Raw genomic sequence first — 19,774 nt, 5'->3', positions numbered from 1 at the left:
ATATTTAGCAGCTGGCATGAAATGCCGCAACGCAGCGAATTGACATGGGTTTAAAATTGCAGTCTACATCAGCTTGACGAAATAAAATTACCGCAACACTGACTCGCGAGGCCCGACATGCCGCAGATGCAAAAAGACCGCCCCTGGCTGATCCGCACCTATGCCGGCCATTCCACGGCATCGGCATCCAACGCGCTGTACCGCGCCAACCTGGCCAAGGGGCAGACCGGCCTCTCGGTCGCCTTCGACCTGCCGACCCAGACTGGCTATGACAGCGACCACGTGCTGGCCCGCGGCGAAGTGGGCAAAGTCGGCGTACCGGTTTGCCACCTGGGCGACATGCGGGCGCTGTTCGACCAGATCCCGCTGGAGCAGATGAACACCTCGATGACCATCAACGCAACAGCGCCGTGGCTCTTGGCGCTGTATATCGCGGTGGCCGAGGAACAGGGCGCAGACGTGTCCAAGCTGCAGGGCACGGTGCAAAATGACCTGATCAAGGAATACCTCAGCCGCGGCACCTATGTCTGCCCGCCCAAGCCCAGCCTCAAGATGATCGCGGATGTGGCGGAGTACTGCTACACCAACGTGCCCAAGTGGAATCCCATGAACGTGTGTTCTTATCACCTGCAGGAGGCCGGCGCGACACCGGAGCAGGAGCTAGCCTTTGCTCTGGCGACCGCGCAGGCGGTGCTGGACGAGCTGAAACCGCGCATCGCGCCGGAGGATTTCCCAGCCATGGTCGGACGCATCTCCTTCTTTGTGAACGCGGGCATCCGGTTCGTGACCGAGATGTGCAAGATGCGCGCCTTTGTCGATCTGTGGGACGAGATCTGCCGCGACCGCTATGGCGTCGAGGACCCCAAGTTCCGCCGCTTCCGCTATGGCGTGCAGGTGAACTCGCTCGGCCTGACCGAACAGCAGCCGGAAAACAACGTCTACCGCATCCTGATCGAGATGCTGGCAGTGACGCTCTCCAAGAAAGCCCGCGCCCGCGCGGTGCAGCTGCCCGCCTGGAACGAAGCGCTTGGCCTGCCCCGCCCCTGGGACCAGCAATGGTCGATGCGGATGCAGCAGATCCTGGCCTATGAGACCGACCTGCTGGAATACGGCGACCTGTTCGACGGCAACCCGACGGTCGATGCCAAGGTCGAGGAACTGAAGGACGGCGCTCGCGCCGAGCTGGCCAACCTCGAATCCATGGGCGGCGCTGTCGCCTCGATCGAGTACATGAAGGGCCGGCTGGTCGAATCCAATGCCGACCGGCTGAACCGGATCGAGAAGAACGAGACGATCGTGGTGGGCGTCAACAAATGGACCGAGGGCGAGCCATCGCCGCTGCAGACCGAGGACGGCGGCATTATGGTGGTCGACCCCGCGGTGGAGCAGGAGCAGATCAGCCGCCTGAACCACTGGCGCGGCGAGCGTGACAATGACGCTGTGCAATCGGCCCTGGCCGCGCTGCGCGCAGCAGCGCAAAGCGGCGCCAATGTCATGGAGCCGTCGATTGCCGCGGCCAAGGTCGGCGTCACCACTGGCGAATGGGCCGAGGAAATGCGCAAGGTCTACGGCACATATCGCGGCCCGACCGGCGTGTCCGGGTCCGCCTCCAACAAGACAGAGGGGCTGGATGAGCTGCGCGAAAAGGTCAATGCCGTAAGCGACCAACTGGGACGCCGCCTGAAATTCCTCGTCGGCAAGCCCGGCCTAGACGGCCACTCCAACGGCGCCGAACAAATCGCCTTTCGCGCACGCGACTGCGGTATGGATATCACCTACGATGGGATCCGCATGACACCCGAAGAACTGGTAGCATCGGCACTGGCGGACGATGCACATGTGGTCGGCATGTCCATCCTCTCCGGCAGCCATCTGCCCCTGATTGAGGAGCTGATGGGTCGGATGAATGACGCGGGCCTGTCGCATATTCCAGTTGTCGTTGGTGGAATCATTCCCGACGACGACGCTGCCCGCCTTAAAAAGATGGGTGTGGCCCGTGTTTATACCCCCAAGGATTTCGAACTCAACGCAATCATGGGTGATATTGTTGAACTTGCAAAACAACCGCAAACGACTTCACATTAGCGGATTTTCGCAAATCAATTTAATCGACACAATTTTCTTGGTGAAATCACCTTGGGAATAGGGTCATAAATGAATGCGCCTCGTAGCATCACGATGCGCATTCATTTATGGAGAAGAAAATGGCCGTTGACCTCACAACGATGTCACGAAAAGAGCTTTTGGAATTGCAGGCGAATGTCGAAAAGGCACTGAAAGAAGCCGAGCAGCGCGAGCGCATCGAAGCATTGAAAGCCGCTGAAGAAGCTGCCGCAAAATATGGTTTCTCGCTTGACGAGATTGCAGGCAACAACCGGGGCACTGCCAAGAAAACCAAGGCAGCTCCGAAATACCGCAACCCGCAGAACCCGGAAGAAACCTGGACCGGTCGCGGTCGCAAACCTCATTGGGTCCATGCAGCGCTGACATCGGGCGTTGATATTTCCGATCTGGAAATCTGATTTCCAGAAGTTGAGGACAAAGTATGACTGTTCATATCGGAGCCGCCAAGGGCGAGATTGCCGAAACGGTATTGCTGCCCGGCGATCCCTATCGCGCGAAATGGGCCGCCGAAACATTTTTGAAAGATGCCCGCCTCGTGAATGAAGTGCGCGGAATGCTGGGCTTCACCGGCACCTGGAATGGGCATCCGGTCACCATTCAAGGCAGCGGAATGGGCATGCCTTCCCTGTCTATTTATGTGAATGAGCTGATCCGTGACTACGACGCCAAAACCTTGATCCGCATTGGGTCCTGTGGCGGAATGCAGGACAAGGTGAAAATCCGTGACGTGATCCTCGCCATGACGGCAACCACTGTCAGCTCCCCTTCGCGTGGGATTTTCAAAGAGGTCAATTTCGCCCCCTGTGCCGACTGGTCCCTGCTTCAGGCTGCCGCGAAGGCCGCAGAGGCGCATAAGCTCACGCCGCATATCGGTGGCATCTACTCATCCGATGTTTTCTATGACGAGCGACCGGACCTGAACGAGCAGATGGTGCGTCATGGCATTCTGGGCGTCGAGATGGAGGCAGCCGAGCTTTATACCCTGGCGGCCCGCTACGGACGCCGCGCGCTGGCGGTGCTGACGGTATCCGATCACCTCGGGACAGGCGAGGCGCTGCCGTCCGATCAGCGTGAGCGGAGTTTCGGCGACATGGTGGAAATCGCTCTCGAAGCGGCCTTTGCCTGAACTGAGAAATCGCAAAGACCCATAGAAAAGGCAGCGCCGATCGCGCTGCCTTTTTCGTTCTGCCAGCAGCCAGGCTCAACCGCGCCCGTGACTACGGTCATACCCGTTGCGCGCAGGTGGCCGCCAATCTCCCAATGCACCGCTTTCGGGGGTGAAGACCTCAATCAACAACGGATGACAGGACGCGGTGTCACTGGTGTGTTCGTCACCACAATCGCCTCCCGGACAGGCGCTCAATGCGCCCAAGAGGTCAATTTCCGCAAAAAACTCAAGATAGTCGCCTGGGCGCACTGGGCTCGCTTTCATGAAGTACTGCCCGGTGTCACGTGTAAATCCGGTACACATGAATACGTTCAGGACATCGTGAATATGCGGCTCGGCTGCGTCCAGTGGCATATCCAGATGATCTGCCAGCGCCCGGGTCAGGTTGGAATGGCAGCAATGATGATAGTGACCGCCAGACAGCAGATTACCGGTATAGGGGTCGCAGCGGGTGCCGATCACGTCATGAACCGAGCCGCCATAGCCGTCGATCCCGTACCAGCCAAGGCTATCCGCTACAATGGTCGCCATCGGACGCAGATGCGGCAGGCTGCTCCACAGCCTCTCCCCCGTGGTTACATGAGTTCCATGCAGCGCACGTGTCTTGCCGGAGAAAAAGCGCTCGGTCAGATCAGCACTGTTCCAGAGATTGAGGTCCCCGACCTGCGGCCCCTCGACCGAGGTGATACGAAAGAAGCTTCCAGCCGCGACGCTGAAACAGGCCGCCTCCCGCGGCGAGACCAATACTTCGGCGGTTTTCTGCGCCGTCTCACGAGCAGTCCCATATCGCGACAGATCCGGCTTGGGCAATGTCTCGTTCGGGTAGCAGATGACTGGCGCCACGGCACGCCTTTGCTCTGCATCTTCGGGAGGCTGTGCCTCGGTGCCGGGAAAATCAGTAGCGGACATGGCGCAAACCTCTCTGTTGTTTGCGCCATGAAATCCAATGCAGCCGCCGGAAACAAGCCGACATTGCAGGGTGCTCAGGCCCTGCTGATCAAAGATCCGAAATCAGATCACCACCACATCGAGCGGTGGAAAGCCGTTGAAGCCAACGGAGGCGTAGGTCGTCGTATAGGCTCCACAGGAATGGATCACAACGCGATCCCCTGCTTTCAGATCAAGCGGCAGCTGGTAAAGCTGCTTTTCATAGAGCACATCAGCACTGTCACAGGACGGGCCCGCCAGAATGCAGGGGCCGGTCTGCTCATCCCCATGATCGGTGGTGATCCGGTAGCGGATAGCCTCGTCCATGGTTTCTGCCAGGCCTGAAAATTTGCCGATATCCAGATAGACCCAGCGGTGCAGATCGTGCGCATCCTTGCGCGAGACCAGCAACACTTCGGCCGCGATCGCGCCAGCCTCAGCCACCAGGCCACGACCGGGTTCCGCCATGATCTCGATTGCGTCGGGGAAACGTGCCTCCACGAGCGCCATGACCTCCTGCGCATAGCGATTAGGGGCCATCACCTCGGTGCCGTAGCTCGCCGGGAAACCGCCACCGATGTTCAGCAGGGTCAGCTCATGACCGGCGGATTTTGCGGCCTGCCAAACCTGGGCAACCTGATCAAGCGTACCAGCCCACATCTGCGGCTCGCGGGTTTGCGAGCCAACGTGGAAGGATACGCCGGAGACAATCAACCCAAGCTCGCGGGCGCGGTCCATCAGGCTAAGCGCCATCGCACTGGAGCAGCCGAACTTGCGGCTGAGCGGCCAATCCGCCCCGGTGGCTTCGACCAGCAGGCGGATGCAGACATGGGCACCAGGCGCATGGGCGGCCAGCTTGTCCAACTCGGCCAAGGCATCAACCGCGAAATGGGTGATCCCGATCTCATGAGCAAAGGCGATATCGCTCGGCCGTTTGATGGTGTTGCCGAAGGAAATCTGGCCAGGCCTTGCGCCTGCAGCCAGACACATTTCAATCTCGGCGCGGCTGGCCGCATCGAAATTTGCCCCCATAGTGGTGAGCCGACGCAGAATCTGCGCTTCTGGATTGGCTTTTACCGCATAGTGGATTCGGGCACGCCCAAGGCCTTGGGCCAGGGCGGCGTATTGCCGGGCAACAGCTTGGCTGTCAATCACCAGTGTCGGGCGGTCAAACGCGGTCTGTGCGATATAGGACAGGTGGCGAGAAACGGGGACAATAGCATCTTGACGGGCAAGTTGCCCGGTTACGTTTGCGTTCATGGTCATCTCCAAAAGACCCGGCCATCTATGACCGCTCACTTCAATCAGAGACGTTACCGTCGCTACGTAACCATGGGGGATAACCCTTGGGACAGAGGCGCGTGCGTTGGCGTCTGTCCGCCATATCTACCAAACACACGAGTCGATCAAGAGTTTTCTGGGCCACTGAAGCCCTTATTTTCATGGGTAATTTGATCAGATTTAAGCCATGCGCCTATTGCAACACTTACCCGGTGTTTCGGAGTCTGAGGCATGCACGCGGCGCACCGTCTCCTGGTTGGACGGCACCACAGGATGCACAGCGCCACTGGCTCGCCGACTTTTCCTGACGCCAGCGACAATCCCGGCTGAGGGTGGATGTATTGTGGCGCCAAAGGAAATATCCAAGGACACCGAGCAACAGAAAGAGGATCAACACTGGCATATCGCCTGTTTACCGATCCCCACTGTCAGCCGCAACTTCGGGGCGCAGTGGCTGCTCGACAACGCAGAACGCCGCCCACAGCAGGTGAGCGGCGTTCTCCCTAATCAAAGCTTGGCAGGGCTTAAACCGCGCGTTCAACCATCATCTGCTTGATATGCGAAATTGCCTTGGCCGGGTTCAGCCCCTTTGGGCAGGTCTTCGCACAGTTCATGATGGTGTGGCAGCGATAGAGCTTAAACGGATCCTCCAGCTCATCCAGACGCTCAGGTGTTGCCTCATCGCGGCTGTCGATGATCCAGCGGTAGGCGTGCAGCAGCGCGGCCGGCCCAAGGTAACGATCCCCGTTCCACCAGTAGCTCGGACAGGATGTCGAGCAGCTGGCGCACATGACGCATTCATACAGCCCGTCCAGCTTCTTGCGATCCTCGATGGACTGCTTCCACTCTTTCGCGGGGCGGTTGGTCTTGGTTTCCAGCCATGGCATGATCGAGGCATGCTGGGCGTAGAAATGGGTCAGATCTGGGATCAGATCCTTCACCACCGGCATATGCGGCAGCGGGTAGATCTTTACGTCGCCCTTGATCTCATCGAGGCCGTAGATACAGGCCAGAGTGTTGATCCCATCGATGTTCATCGCACAGGAGCCGCAGATCCCCTCGCGGCAGGACCGGCGGAATGTCAGCGTCGGATCGATCTCATTCTTGATCTTGATGAGCGCGTCCAGAACCATCGGACCGCATTTGTCCATATCGACAAAATAGGTATCCACCTGCGGGTTCTTGCCGTCATCCGGATTCCAGCGGTAGATGCTGAATTTGCGCACATTGGTTGCGCCTTCGGGCTTGGGCCAGGTTTTACCCGTGGTGATCTTGGAATTTTTCGGAAGTGCGAATTCGACCATAGATCGTTCTCCTTGCTTAGCTGCCCGCCAGCCACAGGCACAAAGCGCTGCGCTGGCAGGAGATCGGTGTCCGCGCTCCGGAAAGGCCGGAACGAAGATCTGTCGGTGTAGCGACCCGGTCGGTCGCAATCTGGTAGGCGCAGGGCAGCATCAGCGCAGCCCTCCCGCCGCTATCGGCGTCTGATCTGCAAGCGACGCAAGCCTTTTGGCATCGTGAGGGTAGTGTCGGCTCAGCGCGGCAAGCAGTGCCGTGTCACGCGCTGCGATATGCAGGATCGCCTGATACTCAGCGTCACCGGACATGCGCTGCCAGCGCTGATCCGTCCGCAAATCAAAATCGGCGCCAGCCTCTGGCGTATCAAAGGACGAACCACCGCCATAGCGCTGAACCTTGCCAAGGGTATTGTCAACGCAGGGCAGCCCCAGTCGATCCAGCAGAGCGGAGCGGTATTCCGCGTCATGTATCCAGACATCATAATCAATCACGGTCAGAGCGAGATCATCCGCCTGCGCGACCAACTCCAGCATCTTGCGGTAGCTGTCGATCGCCCGCAGCACCGAAGCGCTACGATACGCTACCGTGAAATCCGGGTTCCGTTGCAGCTTCTTCAAAAGCGAGGCCGACCAGTTCAGAAACCCACGCAGCAACAGGATATCATCGCTCAGAAGAGTCTCATCCAGATCACCGGAAACTGGCCGTTCCAGACCGAAGTCCGACGGCACCGTATCCTCATATGAGATGAGCAAAAGGCCACCGGCCCCCAGCGTTGCCCCCAACCCTGCCAGATCGCGCGTATCATGGCGCGCCAGCTGCACAGCGTTGCGCTCCACTCCCTGATGATGCGCCAGCGGCCCCCGGCCCGATTTGCAATTGTTGAAGAACAACGCCTGTCCGTGCGGCGCATTGCGCTGCAACCAATTGGCAACCGCATGATTGCCGGAACGACGCATCCCGAACATCCGCAGCGCAGCATCGGGCCGCCAGCCGAGTTCTGGCCAACAGCCCGCATTGCCAACAACGCCTGCAACCGGCGTCACCGACGATGTCCGACCTGTCGCCATCACGCGACCACCTGCACAGATGTCGCCACTCCCCCGCGTATGCGGGGAAATGTTGCAATCTGATATGCTGGGGCTGCCTGCATCACGCTCTTAGAAGGTCCGTGCTTTGGGCGCGATCTTCGCCTCGCTGATGCCACCTTCGGCCTCAGTGGTGAGCGGCTCGACGATCACCGGGCGATAGGACAGATCCACCTTGTTGCCATCGACGCGGCTGACGGTATGAACCCGCCAGTTTTCGTCGTCTCGGTTGGTGAAATCCTCATGCGCGTGGGCGCCACGGCTTTCCTTGCGCGCCTCGGCGCCAACGATAGTGGCCAGCGCGTTTGGCATCAGGTTGGTCAGCTCCAGCGTTTCCATCAGGTCCGAGTTCCACACCAGAGACCGGTCGGTCACAGCCAGATCATCAAGCTTGGCAGCGATCGCTGTCATCTTGGTTACGCCTTCTGACATGGTCTCCGAGGTGCGGAACACGGCAGCGTCGCTTTGCATGGTGCGCTGCATCTCAAGACGCAGATCAGCGGTCGGTATACCGCCCTTCGCGTGGCGCAGACCATCAAACCGATCAAAGGCCTTGTCGACCTGTGCCTGGTTCAGCACCGGGTTCGGGGCATCCGCGTCGACAACCTTGCCCGCACGGATCGCTGCGGCGCGGCCAAAGACCACGAGGTCGATCAGCGAGTTCGACCCCAAACGGTTGGCACCATGCACCGAGGCGCAGCCCGCCTCGCCCACAGCCATGAGGCCCGGCACAACGGCGGTCGGGTTACCTGCGGTCGGGTTCAGCACCTCGCCCCAATAGTTGGTCGGGATACCGCCCATGTTGTAGTGCACCGTGGGCAGAACCGGGATCGGTTCCTTGGTCACGTCAACACCGGCAAAGATCTTGGCGCTTTCGGAAATGCCCGGCAGCCGCTCAGCGAGCGCCTCGGCCGGAAGGTGGCTGAGATTCAGGTGAATGTGGTCGCCATGCTCGCCAACACCGCGACCTTCGCGGATTTCCATGGTCATTGAACGCGAAACATAGTCACGCGGTGCGAGGTCCTTATACTGGGGCGCATAGCGCTCCATGAACCGCTCGCCTTCGGAGTTGGTAAGATAGCCACCCTCGCCACGCGCGCCCTCGGTGATCAGGCAGCCGGAGCCGTAAATGCCGGTCGGGTGGAACTGAACGAACTCCATGTCCTGCAGCGCCAGGCCTGCGCGCGCCACCATGCCGCCGCCGTCGCCGGTGCAGGTATGCGCCGAGGTGGCAGAGAAGTACGCCCGTCCGTAACCGCCGGTCGCCAGCACAACCATCTTGGCGTTGAAAACATGCATGGTGCCGTCGTCCAGCTTCCAGCAGACAACGCCCTGACACTGCCCGTCCTCGGACATGATCAGGTCGATGGCGAAATACTCGACATAGAACTCAGCATTGTTCTTCAGCGACTGACCATAGAGTGTGTGCAGAATGGCGTGGCCGGTCCGGTCCGCAGCGGCACAGGTCCGCTGCACGGCGGGACCCTCGCCGAACTCTGTGGTGTGACCGCCAAAGGGCCGCTGATAGATCTTGCCTTCCTCGGTACGCGAGAACGGCACGCCGTAATGCTCCAGCTCATAAACCGCCTTGGGCGCTTCACGGGCCAGATATTCCATCGCGTCGGTGTCACCCAGCCAGTCAGACCCCTTGACGGTGTCATACATATGCCACTGCCAGTGATCAGGCCCCATATTTGACAGCGATGCCGCGATGCCGCCCTGCGCCGCGACGGTGTGGGAGCGGGTCGGGAACACCTTGGTCACACAGGCTGTGCGCAGGCCCTGTTCTGCCATGCCGAGGGTCGCACGGAGGCCAGCACCACCGGCGCCAACCACGACCACGTCATAATCATGTGTTTCGTATTCGTAAGCAGCCATTGAGAACCTCGGAATTTACAGGGCCAGGCGGATCAGCGCATAGGCGCTGACAGCGGCCACGGCATAGGACAGGCAGGTGATCAGAATAATCGTCAGACGACCTGCAAAACCGTGAACATAGTCTTCGATCATAATCTGCGCGCCGGATTTGAAGTGCATCATGCCCACCCAGATGGTCAGCAGAGCAACCAGCGCCGGGAACGGGCGCGCGTAATAGGCTGTGATCTCTTCGTAGGATCCCCCCAGCGCGGAGCCAAAGGTGAAGACAAACAGCGGAACCAGGATCAGCAATCCAATGGAGCTGACCTGCATCGACCAGTGATGTGCTGTACCGGATTTTGCTGCACCCATGCCAACGGCACGCTTGCGATCTGTCAAATAGCGCATTGCGACGACTCCTTCAGCTCAGACGATAACAAGGGTGAGGACGGTCAGAACAACCGATCCGATAATGACGGCCCAGCCCAGTTTCTGCGCGGGTTCCAGATCCAACATCTTGCCGTTGTCCCAGATCAGGTGACGCACACCGGCCAGCGTGTGGTACCAGAGGCCCAGCACCGACAGGCTCATCACGATGTCGCCGAGCCAGCTGGTCATCACCGCATTTGCGGTGCGGAAATAATCTTCAGAAGTTGCCGCCGCCAGAAACCACCAGGCGATCAATAGCGCGCTCACAAGCAAGGCATTGCCCGTAATCCGCGTCAGGATCGAGGTGATCGAAGTGATCTGCGGGCGGTAGACCTGCAAATGTGGCGAAAGCGGGCGGTTGCCCCGATTTACATCGGCCATGTTGGCTCCTTTCCGGTTAGCTGACGACGTTTTAGCGGTTTTTTGCGTCCTGTCACGCAAACGAGCGGTAAAAATGCGCAGTTATTTTTGGGAATGCTACGAAAACAACAATATGTGATCACACGGTTCCGGTAAGTGATCACAAAACAGCACATAGGTGAATCCTTACAGAATCACATGGTGTTCGCGAATTTAATGGACTGACGGGACAAAGCTGCCCAAATCTGCATTTTGCTGTGCCACTTCCCGCAACAGTTTTTTGCGGATCGCATCTGGATAGTCGTCGAATCTGGCCGCAGTCTGAACAAAGGCGCCGGGTCCGTGAATGAGCTGTTCAAAGAAATACGCCGTCAGATCCGGCTCGCTCTCCTCAATTGCAAGCGCATTGACAGTCACGCCTGCCGCGCTGAGAGCACCGCGCATCGCCGTCGGCTCGATCCCCTCATTCGACGGCCCGTCACCAGAAACATCGATCACCCGGCGGCGACAGCTCGGCACCAGCTGGAACTGCTCCAACGCCAGCTGCAGTGCCTCACCGATGCCGGTTGCGTAGTTGCGCCAGGGGCGCGGAGCACTGGCAATCTCCGCAGCCAGCCGGTCGACCGCCGGGAAATCTGTGACGCTGCGCCAGCTGAGCGTCAGGTCCTGGCGCCCGCTGCCCGACCATTGAATTAGCGCTACCCGCGCCTGTGCCCGCACCAGAGCCTCGGCGACGATCCCATCGCGCAGCGCCGCAGCCAATCCCTCCATCTGCGTGCGGTATTCCTCGACATCGACGCTGCCGGAGACGTCAACCGCCAGAACCAAGGCAAGATCGCACGCCCGCGCCTGCATCGGCGCCAGTGTCACAAGCATAAAAACGCACAGTCGAAGGATCCGCATATTCCAAGCTTAGCGAAAACCGGGCGGTTGCCCTATCGTTTTTCGCAGCCCGCCCGCTGTCCCGCAAACAGGGTCTCGATCGGCGCCCAGTGACCCAGCACCTGGCGGCTGTGCCGATCATAGGCGAACCAATTGCCGCCACCAGCGGGCTGATCCCAGCGCCGGTCAATCGCCACGCCCCTCAAGGCGCAGTATAGCAGTGTGCCGACCGCCCCGTGACCACAGAAAACTAGCGCTGAATCCGGGTAATCCTGCTCCACCGCCTGAACCTCCCGCTGGATCCGCGCCTGCGCATCCACAGCTCTCTCCCAGCCTCGTACCGACTGCGACGGCTTCGCAAAGAAGGCATCAGCCTGCACCTCAAAGGCCTCAGGCAAAAGATACCCTGTGCTGGAGCGATCGTTCTCATGCGTGTCCGGTCGACAGCTGACCAGCGCCCCAAGCGCGGCGGCCAGCGGCGCGGCGGTCTCGACCGCTTTGCGTTCGGCGCTGGCGATCACCGCCGCCTTGCCTGTCGGCTTCAATATCGTCAGACGCTGCGCCAGATGCGCCACCCGCGCTGAGCCGACCGCGGACAGCCCCCAATCAGGCGGGGCGACAGCCGCGTCTATCTCCACCTGCGGATGCGTGATGTAAAGAACAGTGGCGGGATCAAGTTCGATCATTTCACACCCATTGATCCCGCGTAGGTCATCGTGGCATCAGCGCCCAATAGTCCAGATCCAACAGGACCTCGGGCCGATATTTGTTGTCATCCCCCTTCAGCTGGAACGGAGCACCGCCACTCGTCGCAACTAGACGTAACCGGATTGCCCCAACCCCGGGAGCCGCAGTTTCCGCCTTGTCCAGAACCTCCGACCAGGCGCGAATGGTCATGCCGGATGTGCAGGGGTTTGCGTGGGCGCCTCCATTCAGCCCCACGATCATCTGTGCATTGGCAAGGCCGTTGAACGACAGCGCCCGCGCCATGGAAATCACATGACCACCATAAATCAATCGTGAGCCATCAGGCCGCGCGGTGGTGTCGAAATGCACTTTGGCCGTGTTCTGCCACAGGCGCGTGGCCAGCATGTGCTCAGCCTCTTCAACAGTGACCCCGTCAATATGGTCTATCTGCTCGCCAACCTCATAGTCGCACCAGCGATGCGTCTCGCCTGCCAGCGTGAAATCATAGTTGGAAAAATCCAGCCCGGCAGGAATGACCAGCTCCTCAGCAGAGATCACCCGGGCCAGGTCCGGAATGCAGGTCTCCGGCGCAGGGACGTCCAGATCGCCTTTGCGCACCATCACCCAGCGAACATAGTCAAGCACGCAGTCATCACGTTGGTTGAGGCCACGCGTCCGCACGTAGACCACGCCGGACTTTCCGTTTGAGTTCTGCTTGACCCCAATCACCTCACTCTCGGCGCGCAGGGTGTCGCCCGGGTAAACAGGCAGGTGCCAGCGCCCCTCCGCATAACCGAGGTTCGCCACCGCATTCAGCGAAACATCCGGCACGGTTTTGCCAAAAACCATGTGAAACGCCGCCAGATCCTCCAGCGGCGATTGAGCCAGACCACATCCGCGCGCAAATTCATCCGAGGAATAGAGCGCATGTCGCGCCGGGTAGAGCGCATGATACAATGCGCGCTCCCCACCTGAAACCGTCCGCGGCACCGCATGATGCAGCACGTCGCCGACGGCATAGTCCTCAAAGAACCGGCCCGGATTGGTCTTGGCCATTAGTGATCTCCCAATTTGGTGTCAGGGGTATAGGTGCCGGGCACCTCTTTCACCACAGATTGACCACAGCGCATGATACCCTTCACCGGATCGAAGGTCTGGGTGGGGCTGCCATAAAGCTCCCACCCTTTGTTCAGTGCATCGGTCACCTTGTGGCAGAAGGCCGAGGTGTCGTCCTCGGACAGAAAACGATAGAGTTTCATCAGCGATCACCCCGGAAACGGCGAAGGGCCAACCAGCCCGTGGATATAGCCGATCACCCCCAGCAGCACGATCGACGCGACAAGGAACATCCCATCTTTTGCGATGCTGCCTTTAGGGTTCGGGGTCCAGTTCGGCTCGGACCGGTTGATCACAACCATTTCAGCCAGCGCCCAGACGAGCATACTGCCAAAGAGCACAAAAGAGGCCGGATCCCAGTTCACCAGAAGATGCGCCACGGCCCACATCGCAAAGCCGAGCAGCATGGGGTGACGCAGCTTGTAAAACAGCGCCCCCTTGCTGGGGCCAGGACTGGTAAAGTAGAGGCCAAGCAACACCAGAGTGTTGTTGATATGGGTAAGAAACGGGGGCGGCAGCGCCAGATCGAAGGATTCGGCGCTGCGGTAGCCAATCACCATCAAGACAACGCTTGCAAGCAGCGCAAGCGCCATCATCCCCTTGCCACGCCCCCCCATTGCGGCGCGCGCATCCGGCGCCAGCCTTTTGAAGAAATGCGCGCCCCACCAGATCAGGATGCCTAGAAGCAACAATGCCATGTCAGTCTCCCCAAGAAATATGACTGACCCAACGCCTAGGCGGAAAACGCCGCAATTGCATCCGCTTTTGCGAGAATTTCGCGGGCCGTGGCGACATGCAGGTTTTCGACGATCTTGCCATCGACCACCGCGACCCCCTGCCCCTCTGCTTCGGCTGCATCGAAGGCCGCGATCTGACGACGGGCGAGGTCAATCTCATCCTCTGACGGAGCAAAGGCCGTATTCGCCACATCGACCTGCGCCGGATGGATCAGCGTCTTGCCGTCAAACCCCATGTCGCGGCCCTGGGCACACTCCACTGCAAGGCCCTCGCCATCCTTGAAGGCATTATAGACCCCGTCCACAATAATGATCCCTTCCGCCTTTGCCGCGAGCAGACATTGACCGAGCCCGGCCATCAACGGCAGCCGATCCGCGCGGAAACGGACCTGTAGCTCCTTGGCGAGATCGTTTGTGCCCATCACCATGCCCTGAAGCAGCGGGTGTGCGGCGATTTCTGCTGCGTTCAACATGCCGCGAGGCGTTTCCATCATTGCCCAGAGCGGCGTATCGCCTGTGACCTTGGACAGCTGATCCAGGTCAGCGGCAGAGGACACCTTGGGCAGCAGTATTGCATCGCAATCCATCTCGGCCGCCGCCTCTGCATCCGCGGCGCCCCAGGGGCTGTCCAGACCGTTGATCCGAACGATTTTCATCCGACCGCCATACCCCCCTTCGTCCAGTGCCGCCGCCAGCCTCGCCCGGGCGTTTTCCTTCTCATCGGCAGAAACGGCATCCTCGAGGTCAAAGATAATCGCATCCACAGGCAGGCTGCGCGCTTTGTCGAGCGCGCGAGGCTTGGAACCGGGGATGTAAAGTACCGAACGATAGGGACGTGTGCGCGGATCCATGAGCGACCTCCTGAGACATTTTGTTGCGCAAACGGGTATCCAAGTGAAAGGAAGCTTTCAAGTGAAATTACGCCGCAGCGCAGAATTCCCGACATCACACCGGTTGGAAGCGAGTCACCGTGAAAACCTAAATACTTGGAACGATTTATTATTTTAAAGAAAAATCAAGGAGAACTCTGCGTTAATGGGATGTCAGCATCTATTTGCAACACTTTTCAGACCGGATGAGGACCGAACCAAAACGGCATGACCCTTCCGGGAGCGGGCAAACAGATCCGCGCAGACGATGACGCGATACCGGCGCGATGCATGACCCGCCCGGGTCGGATCACACGACCCGAGGGACCGCCCCGCTGCCGGATCTTCCGGAAAGGGTAAAACCCATGTTGAAGAAGACGTTTGAAGTTGCAGTTCTCAAAGGCGCCACGCTGGCGGCACTTGGTCTTATGACCCTGCCGGCGGCGGCACAAACCAGCAATAACTGCGCGCCCCGCGATCAGGTCGTGAAACGGCTGGCTGAGCGCTACGGTGAAAGCCGCCAAAGCATTGGGATTGGCCAACGTGGTGTCGTGATGGAAACATTCGCCTCGGCCGACACTGGCAGCTGGACAATCACGATCACAACGCCGGGTGGGGTGACATGCCTTGTTGCCTCGGGCCAATCCTTTGAGTTCCTGGCTGAGGCGCTCCCGGCCGTCGACAGTGACGCCTGACAGACGGCCCACCCGAAGACAGAGGACCACCTGCCTAATTGGTCGGTTCGTCTAGCGGCGGAGGGGAGCAGCAAACGGCCCTCTGCCAATCTGGCTGACCGGGACTACGGGCACGGATAAAGACACCTGGATTTCTCTGGCTCCGGCATTTTAAACCTTTGGGGCGGGGGCGATCATTAGGTCAACCCATCCCAGATCAGCTTGGTCCCCGTGGCCAGCAATAAAACATAGGTCAGTCCAAAAAATAGCGGCTCAGATACCCGGTGGTGCAGTCGCACCCCGATCCAGGCCCCCAGCAAGGCAAAGGGCGCCAACATCAGATCAAGTGTCAACGATGCCGGGGTCACCAACCCAAGCATCGCATAGGGCACGAACTTCGCCATATTCAGAACGCCAAACACCAATACGGTAGAGGCCTGATATGCCGTCTTGGTCATGTTGCGCCCCAGCAGATAGACCGCCGCCGGCGGCCCGCCGGCATGGCTTACAAAGCTGGTGAACCCCGCAACCAGTCCGGCCAACAGCCCGGTCACATCAGCGTTCTCACGCGGCTCTGCCAATCGCGCCCGCAGATGCCCCGACAGCTGCCAAGCCACAAACCCCACCGAGATGACACCGATGAGGATCCGCATGGCATCTGCGTCGACAGATCGGTAGAAGACAGCCCCCAACAGCACACCGGGCAAACCGCCGACAATCAGCAAAAGCGACTCGCGCATCCGCCAGCGCCCCCAGTACGGTCGGAGTGATGCCACATCAATCAGCATCAGCAACGGCAACATAAAGGCTAGTGCTACACCAGGCTCCACAATCAGAGCAAGAATCGAGGATGAGGCAAAGGCAGCACCAGAACCAAAGCCCGCCTTGGAAACACCCGCGAAGGTAACTGCCAGAACCGCCACCAGAAAAAACATAACCGTGATCTCGGGCATCTGAGAAATCCCTCTAAGTGCCTCATATGTCGATTTTTTAAACAGATCCGTCCGAAATGAACAGTCTGCGGCAGATCAGCCGTAGCCACGCAGGGATCTTGCGCCAAGACACAGAAGGGCTTAGTCCTCCCGGCAATCACAACCGGACCGGAGAGATATTCCAATGGCTCGACCCAAAATCGCCCTGATCGGCGCAGGCCAGATCGGCGGCACACTTGCCCACCTCGCAGCACTGAAAGAACTCGGCGATGTCGTCCTGTTCGACATTGCCGAAGGCACCCCTGAAGGCAAGGCGCTCGACATCGCAGAATCCGGTCCTTCGGAGGGCTTCGATGCCAAAATGAAGGGCACCCAGTCCTATGAGGACATTGCAGGCGCCGACGTCTGCATCGTCACGGCCGGTGTCCCGCGCAAGCCCGGCATGAGCCGCGATGACCTTCTGGGCATCAACCTCAAAGTTATGAAATCCGTCGGCGAAGGCATCCGTGACCACGCGCCGGACGCATTTGTGATCTGTATCACCAACCCGCTGGACGCAATGGTCTGGGCCCTGCGCGAGTTCTCGGGCCTGCCCCACGAGAAGGTCTGCGGCATGGCCGGTGTTCTGGACAGCGCCCGCTTCCGTCACTTCCTGGCTGAAGAATTCAACGTCTCCATGAGAGATGTCACCGCCTTTGTGCTGGGTGGACATGGCGACACGATGGTTCCGCTGACACGCTACTCCACCGTCGCGGGCATCCCGCTGCCGGACCTGGTGAAAATGGGTTGGACCAGCCAGGAGAAACTCGACGCGATCGTTCAGCGCACCCGTGACGGTGGCGCCGAGATTGTCGGCCTTCTGAAAACCGGGTCGGCCTTCTACGCGCCCGCCACCTCGGCGATTGAAATGGCAGAAGCCTACCTCAAAGATCAAAAGCGCGTCCTGCCCTGCGCGGCTTATGTTGATGGTGCTCTGGGCCTTAAAGGCATGTATGTTGGCGTGCCCACGGTGATTGGTGCCGGAGGTATCGAACGCGTCATCGACATCAAGATGACCGCAGACGAGCAGGCAATGTTCGACAATTCAGTCAACGCAGTCAAAGGCCTGGTCGAAGCCTGCAAAGGTATCGACGGCTCATTGGCTTGAATTCGACGGCAAGAAACACGTCATTTTAGAAGGCCCGCCATCTTGGCGGGCCTTTTTCTTGCCGCACGGCCTCCAGCAGGAAGCCGCCCCCTCCCGTACCCAGTTAGATCCCAAGAAGGCGCAGCACGATATCGGCTCGAGCCGCAACAGTCGTTTTAGGCAGGACAACGACACGATAGCCGAGCCGTCGATAAGCCATTACCAGGCGGTCATACTCCTCAACAGCCTGTCCGAAACCATGCTGCCGCTCGGCGTCCTGGCAATAGATCTCCGCCCAGGGCGGCGTTAGGACCACCAGATCGTGGTAGCGTTCGGATTTGGCCAGAAAATCGCCAACAGGCCGTCCGGTGACATGCGACAACGCGACCGCCGCATCCACCATCCCCCGGTCAAAGAACACCCATCCCCGGGTAGAAGAAACGCCGCGGCGATCTTCGCGCGCAAGATCCATCGCCCGTCGCGAAAACGCTTCCATATTCACCCATGGCAGCGCAGCGCCGCTCCCCAGCTTTTCCTCGGCGACGATCCGACGCCCCGGCTCGGCCACAGTCGCAAACCCGCGCCATCCCAACTCAGTCAGTAGAGTGGATTTTCCACCCCCTGAACATCCCGAAAGAATGACATGCCGCGCTGTCCCCTCGGTCATGAAGCCCCCCCCCCTTTTGCATCATGGAAACTGCCCGTCGCCTCAGCGCTCGGGTGTTGGAAATCTCTGCCGTGCCCCGCTGAGACGGCGACCCCACATGCCCAGTTCGTGCCACACGCGCGGCGTCCGGGCGGTCGAATGCCGCATCCGGGCATCTTACGGTCGGTCAGGATCCAAACCCCTCCCATCGAATCAACTGCATTCACATTCCGTAAATTTGTGATCACACGCTGGAAAACTGTGATCACAAATTCGATAAATCTTCGGGAATTCTTTACCAGCTGTGAGAAAACCCTTTAAACATTGGCGCCATGACGGCGTATTAGACAAGACAATTGCAGCCAGACGGGACAGTTTCAGATGAACATCCACGAATATCAGGCCAAGGCCCTCCTCCGCAGCTACGGCGCGCCGGTTTCGGACGGGCGTGTGGTTCTCAAGGCAGAAGATGCCAAAACCGCAGCTGGTGAGCTGGACGGCCCGCTCTGGGTGGTTAAAGCTCAGATCCACGCAGGTGGCCGCGGCAAAGGCTCCTTCAAGGAAGCCGACGCGGGCGAAAAAGGCGGCGTGCGCTTGACCAAGTCGGTCGAAGAAGCCGCTGACGAAGCCAAAAAAATGCTGGGTCGCACGCTTGTGACCCACCAGACCGGCCCGGCCGGCAAACAGGTGAACCGCATCTACATCGAGGCAGGCTCCGGCATTCAGACCGAACTTTACCTCGCGCTGCTGGTGGACCGCCAGACCTCGCGCATTTCCTTTGTCTGCTCCACCGAGGGCGGCATGGACATCGAGGAAGTGGCGGAAGCCACCCCCGAGAAGATCCTGTCCTTCTCCGTTGATCCGGCAACCGGCTACCAGCCGTTCCACGGCCGCCGCATCGCCTTCTCGCTGGGTCTTGAGGGCCAACAGATCAAGCAATGCGTCAAACTGATGGGCCAACTCTACAAGGCATTTGTCGAAAAAGACATGGAAATGCTGGAGATCAACCCGCTGATCGTCTCCGACAGTGGCGATCTGAAGGTCCTGGACGCCAAGGTCGGTTTCGACGGCAACGCGGTTTACCGCCACGCCGATATCTCCGAGCTGCGCGACACCACCGAGGAAGACCCCAAGGAACTGGAAGCCTCCAAATACGATCTGAACTACATCGCTCTGGACGGTGAGATCGGCTGCATGGTGAACGGTGCGGGTCTGGCGATGGCCACCATGGACATCATCAAACTCTACGGCGCTGAGCCTGCGAACTTCCTCGATGTTGGCGGCGGCGCCACCAAAGAGAAAGTGACCGAAGCGTTCAAAATCATCACCTCTGACCCGAACGTCAAAGGCATCCTGGTCAACATCTTCGGCGGCATCATGCGCTGCGACGTCATCGCCGAAGGCGTGGTCGCCGCGGTGAAAGAAGTCGGCCTGAAGGTTCCGCTGGTTGTTCGCCTCGAAGGCACCAACGTGGAAGCCGGCAAAGACATCATCAACAACTCCGGTCTTGATGTCATCGCAGCCGACAACCTGTCCGACGGCGCCGAGAAGATCGTGAAAGCGGTGAAAGGGTAA

21 protein-coding genes are annotated in these 19,774 nt (G+C 59.5%); 6 read left to right on the top strand and 15 right to left on the bottom strand.

The features are described 5' to 3' along the window. Nucleotides 1–117 precede the first annotated feature (117 nt). The 3 genes from VXL81_RS11070 (at nt 118) to deoD (ending at nt 3,250) form a co-directional block, all read left to right on the top strand. The gene (locus VXL81_RS11070; RefSeq protein WP_416554250.1) at nt 118–2,085 is read left to right on the top strand and encodes a protein meaA; all 1,968 of its coding nucleotides are present in this window, start codon (nt 118–120) and stop codon (nt 2,083–2,085) included. Between the two features lie 119 nt (nt 2,086–2,204). Continuing rightward, nucleotides 2,205–2,522, top strand: a complete 318-nt coding sequence (locus tag VXL81_RS11065; RefSeq protein WP_340544320.1) for an H-NS histone family protein — start codon at nt 2,205–2,207, stop codon at nt 2,520–2,522. Between the two features lie 23 nt (nt 2,523–2,545). Beyond that, nucleotides 2,546–3,250 (top strand): purine-nucleoside phosphorylase, encoded by a 705-nt coding sequence (gene deoD / locus VXL81_RS11060; RefSeq protein WP_340544319.1) that lies wholly within the window; start codon nt 2,546–2,548, stop codon nt 3,248–3,250. Nucleotides 3,251–3,325: 75 nt separating this feature from the next. Here deoD and VXL81_RS11055 read toward each other — a convergent pair whose 3' ends face one another. The 13 genes from VXL81_RS11055 to VXL81_RS10995 all read right to left on the bottom strand — a co-directional run bounded on the left by VXL81_RS11055 (nt 3,326) and on the right by VXL81_RS10995 (nt 14,803). Continuing rightward, entirely contained in the window at nt 3,326–4,201 is an 876-nt protein-coding gene (locus VXL81_RS11055; RefSeq protein WP_340544318.1) for an urea carboxylase-associated family protein, read from the bottom strand. Nucleotides 4,202–4,303: 102 nt separating this feature from the next. Continuing rightward, nucleotides 4,304–5,485 (bottom strand): type III PLP-dependent enzyme, encoded by a 1,182-nt coding sequence (locus VXL81_RS11050; protein WP_416545555.1) that lies wholly within the window; start codon nt 5,483–5,485, stop codon nt 4,304–4,306. Between the two features lie 539 nt (nt 5,486–6,024). Further along, nucleotides 6,025–6,804 carry a succinate dehydrogenase iron-sulfur subunit gene (locus tag VXL81_RS11045; RefSeq protein WP_340544315.1) on the bottom strand — a complete coding sequence of 260 codons (780 nt, stop codon included), beginning with the start codon at nt 6,802–6,804 and terminating at the stop codon, nt 6,025–6,027. 150 nt (nt 6,805–6,954) lie between these two features. Next, a complete protein-coding gene (locus VXL81_RS11040) occupies nt 6,955–7,866 on the bottom strand; it encodes a hypothetical protein (RefSeq protein WP_416554248.1) in 912 nt (303 codons plus the stop codon). A gap of 90 nt (nt 7,867–7,956) precedes the next feature. Continuing rightward, nucleotides 7,957–9,762 (bottom strand): succinate dehydrogenase flavoprotein subunit, encoded by a 1,806-nt coding sequence (sdhA, locus tag VXL81_RS11035; RefSeq protein WP_416543355.1) that lies wholly within the window; start codon nt 9,760–9,762, stop codon nt 7,957–7,959. Nucleotides 9,763–9,777: 15 nt separating this feature from the next. Further along, entirely contained in the window at nt 9,778–10,149 is a 372-nt protein-coding gene (gene sdhD, locus VXL81_RS11030) for a succinate dehydrogenase, hydrophobic membrane anchor protein (RefSeq protein WP_340544311.1), read from the bottom strand. Between the two features lie 18 nt (nt 10,150–10,167). Then, a complete protein-coding gene (gene sdhC, locus VXL81_RS11025) occupies nt 10,168–10,551 on the bottom strand; it encodes a succinate dehydrogenase, cytochrome b556 subunit (protein ID WP_416536455.1) in 384 nt (127 codons plus the stop codon). A gap of 192 nt (nt 10,552–10,743) precedes the next feature. Then, complete coding sequence (locus tag VXL81_RS11020; protein WP_416554246.1) at nt 10,744–11,433, bottom strand: DUF1194 domain-containing protein; 690 nt, start codon at nt 11,431–11,433, stop codon at nt 10,744–10,746. Between the two features lie 32 nt (nt 11,434–11,465). Continuing rightward, nucleotides 11,466–12,098, bottom strand: a complete 633-nt coding sequence (locus VXL81_RS11015; RefSeq protein ID WP_416554244.1) for a histidine phosphatase family protein — start codon at nt 12,096–12,098, stop codon at nt 11,466–11,468. A gap of 25 nt (nt 12,099–12,123) precedes the next feature. Beyond that, complete coding sequence (locus tag VXL81_RS11010; protein ID WP_416554242.1) at nt 12,124–13,155, bottom strand: MaoC family dehydratase; 1,032 nt, start codon at nt 13,153–13,155, stop codon at nt 12,124–12,126. Next, nucleotides 13,155–13,358, bottom strand: a complete 204-nt coding sequence (locus tag VXL81_RS11005; protein WP_340544304.1) for a DUF1737 domain-containing protein — start codon at nt 13,356–13,358, stop codon at nt 13,155–13,157. The genes VXL81_RS11010 and VXL81_RS11005 overlap by 1 nt, the downstream gene beginning before the upstream one ends. Before the next feature lie 6 nt (nt 13,359–13,364). After that, on the bottom strand, nt 13,365–13,913 hold the full coding sequence (locus tag VXL81_RS11000) for an NnrU family protein (RefSeq protein WP_340544303.1): 549 nt from the start codon (nt 13,911–13,913) through the stop codon (nt 13,365–13,367). Nucleotides 13,914–13,948: 35 nt separating this feature from the next. Next, entirely contained in the window at nt 13,949–14,803 is an 855-nt protein-coding gene (locus VXL81_RS10995; RefSeq protein ID WP_416554240.1) for an HpcH/HpaI aldolase/citrate lyase family protein, read from the bottom strand. A 383-nt stretch (nt 14,804–15,186) separates the two neighbouring features. Between VXL81_RS10995 and VXL81_RS10990 the strand changes: the two genes are divergently transcribed. After that, nucleotides 15,187–15,516, top strand: a complete 330-nt coding sequence (locus VXL81_RS10990) for a hypothetical protein (protein ID WP_416537191.1) — start codon at nt 15,187–15,189, stop codon at nt 15,514–15,516. A 176-nt stretch (nt 15,517–15,692) separates the two neighbouring features. Here the strand turns inward: VXL81_RS10990 and VXL81_RS10985 are convergent, their stop codons facing one another. Beyond that, a complete protein-coding gene (locus VXL81_RS10985) occupies nt 15,693–16,448 on the bottom strand; it encodes a sulfite exporter TauE/SafE family protein (protein WP_416554238.1) in 756 nt (251 codons plus the stop codon). 163 nt (nt 16,449–16,611) lie between these two features. On the opposite strand from VXL81_RS10985, the gene mdh reads away from it, so the two are divergent. Beyond that, nucleotides 16,612–17,574, top strand: coding sequence for a malate dehydrogenase (gene mdh, locus VXL81_RS10980; RefSeq protein ID WP_340544298.1), 963 nt, complete (start codon nt 16,612–16,614; stop codon nt 17,572–17,574). 103 nt (nt 17,575–17,677) lie between these two features. On the opposite strand, the gene VXL81_RS10975 is transcribed toward mdh, so the two are convergent. Then, a complete protein-coding gene (locus VXL81_RS10975; RefSeq protein WP_416545563.1) occupies nt 17,678–18,220 on the bottom strand; it encodes an AAA family ATPase in 543 nt (180 codons plus the stop codon). 360 nt (nt 18,221–18,580) lie between these two features. Here VXL81_RS10975 and sucC point away from each other — a divergent pair, with 360 nt between their 5' ends. After that, complete coding sequence (sucC, locus tag VXL81_RS10970) at nt 18,581–19,774, top strand: ADP-forming succinate--CoA ligase subunit beta (protein ID WP_340544296.1); 1,194 nt, start codon at nt 18,581–18,583, stop codon at nt 19,772–19,774.

This window comes from Phaeobacter sp. JH204B (genome assembly GCF_048055755.1).
Taxonomy (GTDB): domain Bacteria; phylum Pseudomonadota; class Alphaproteobacteria; order Rhodobacterales; family Rhodobacteraceae; genus Phaeobacter; species Phaeobacter bryozoorum.
The sequence above is the reverse complement of the archived record's forward strand: the minus strand, read 5'-3'. Positions and strand labels throughout refer to the sequence as shown.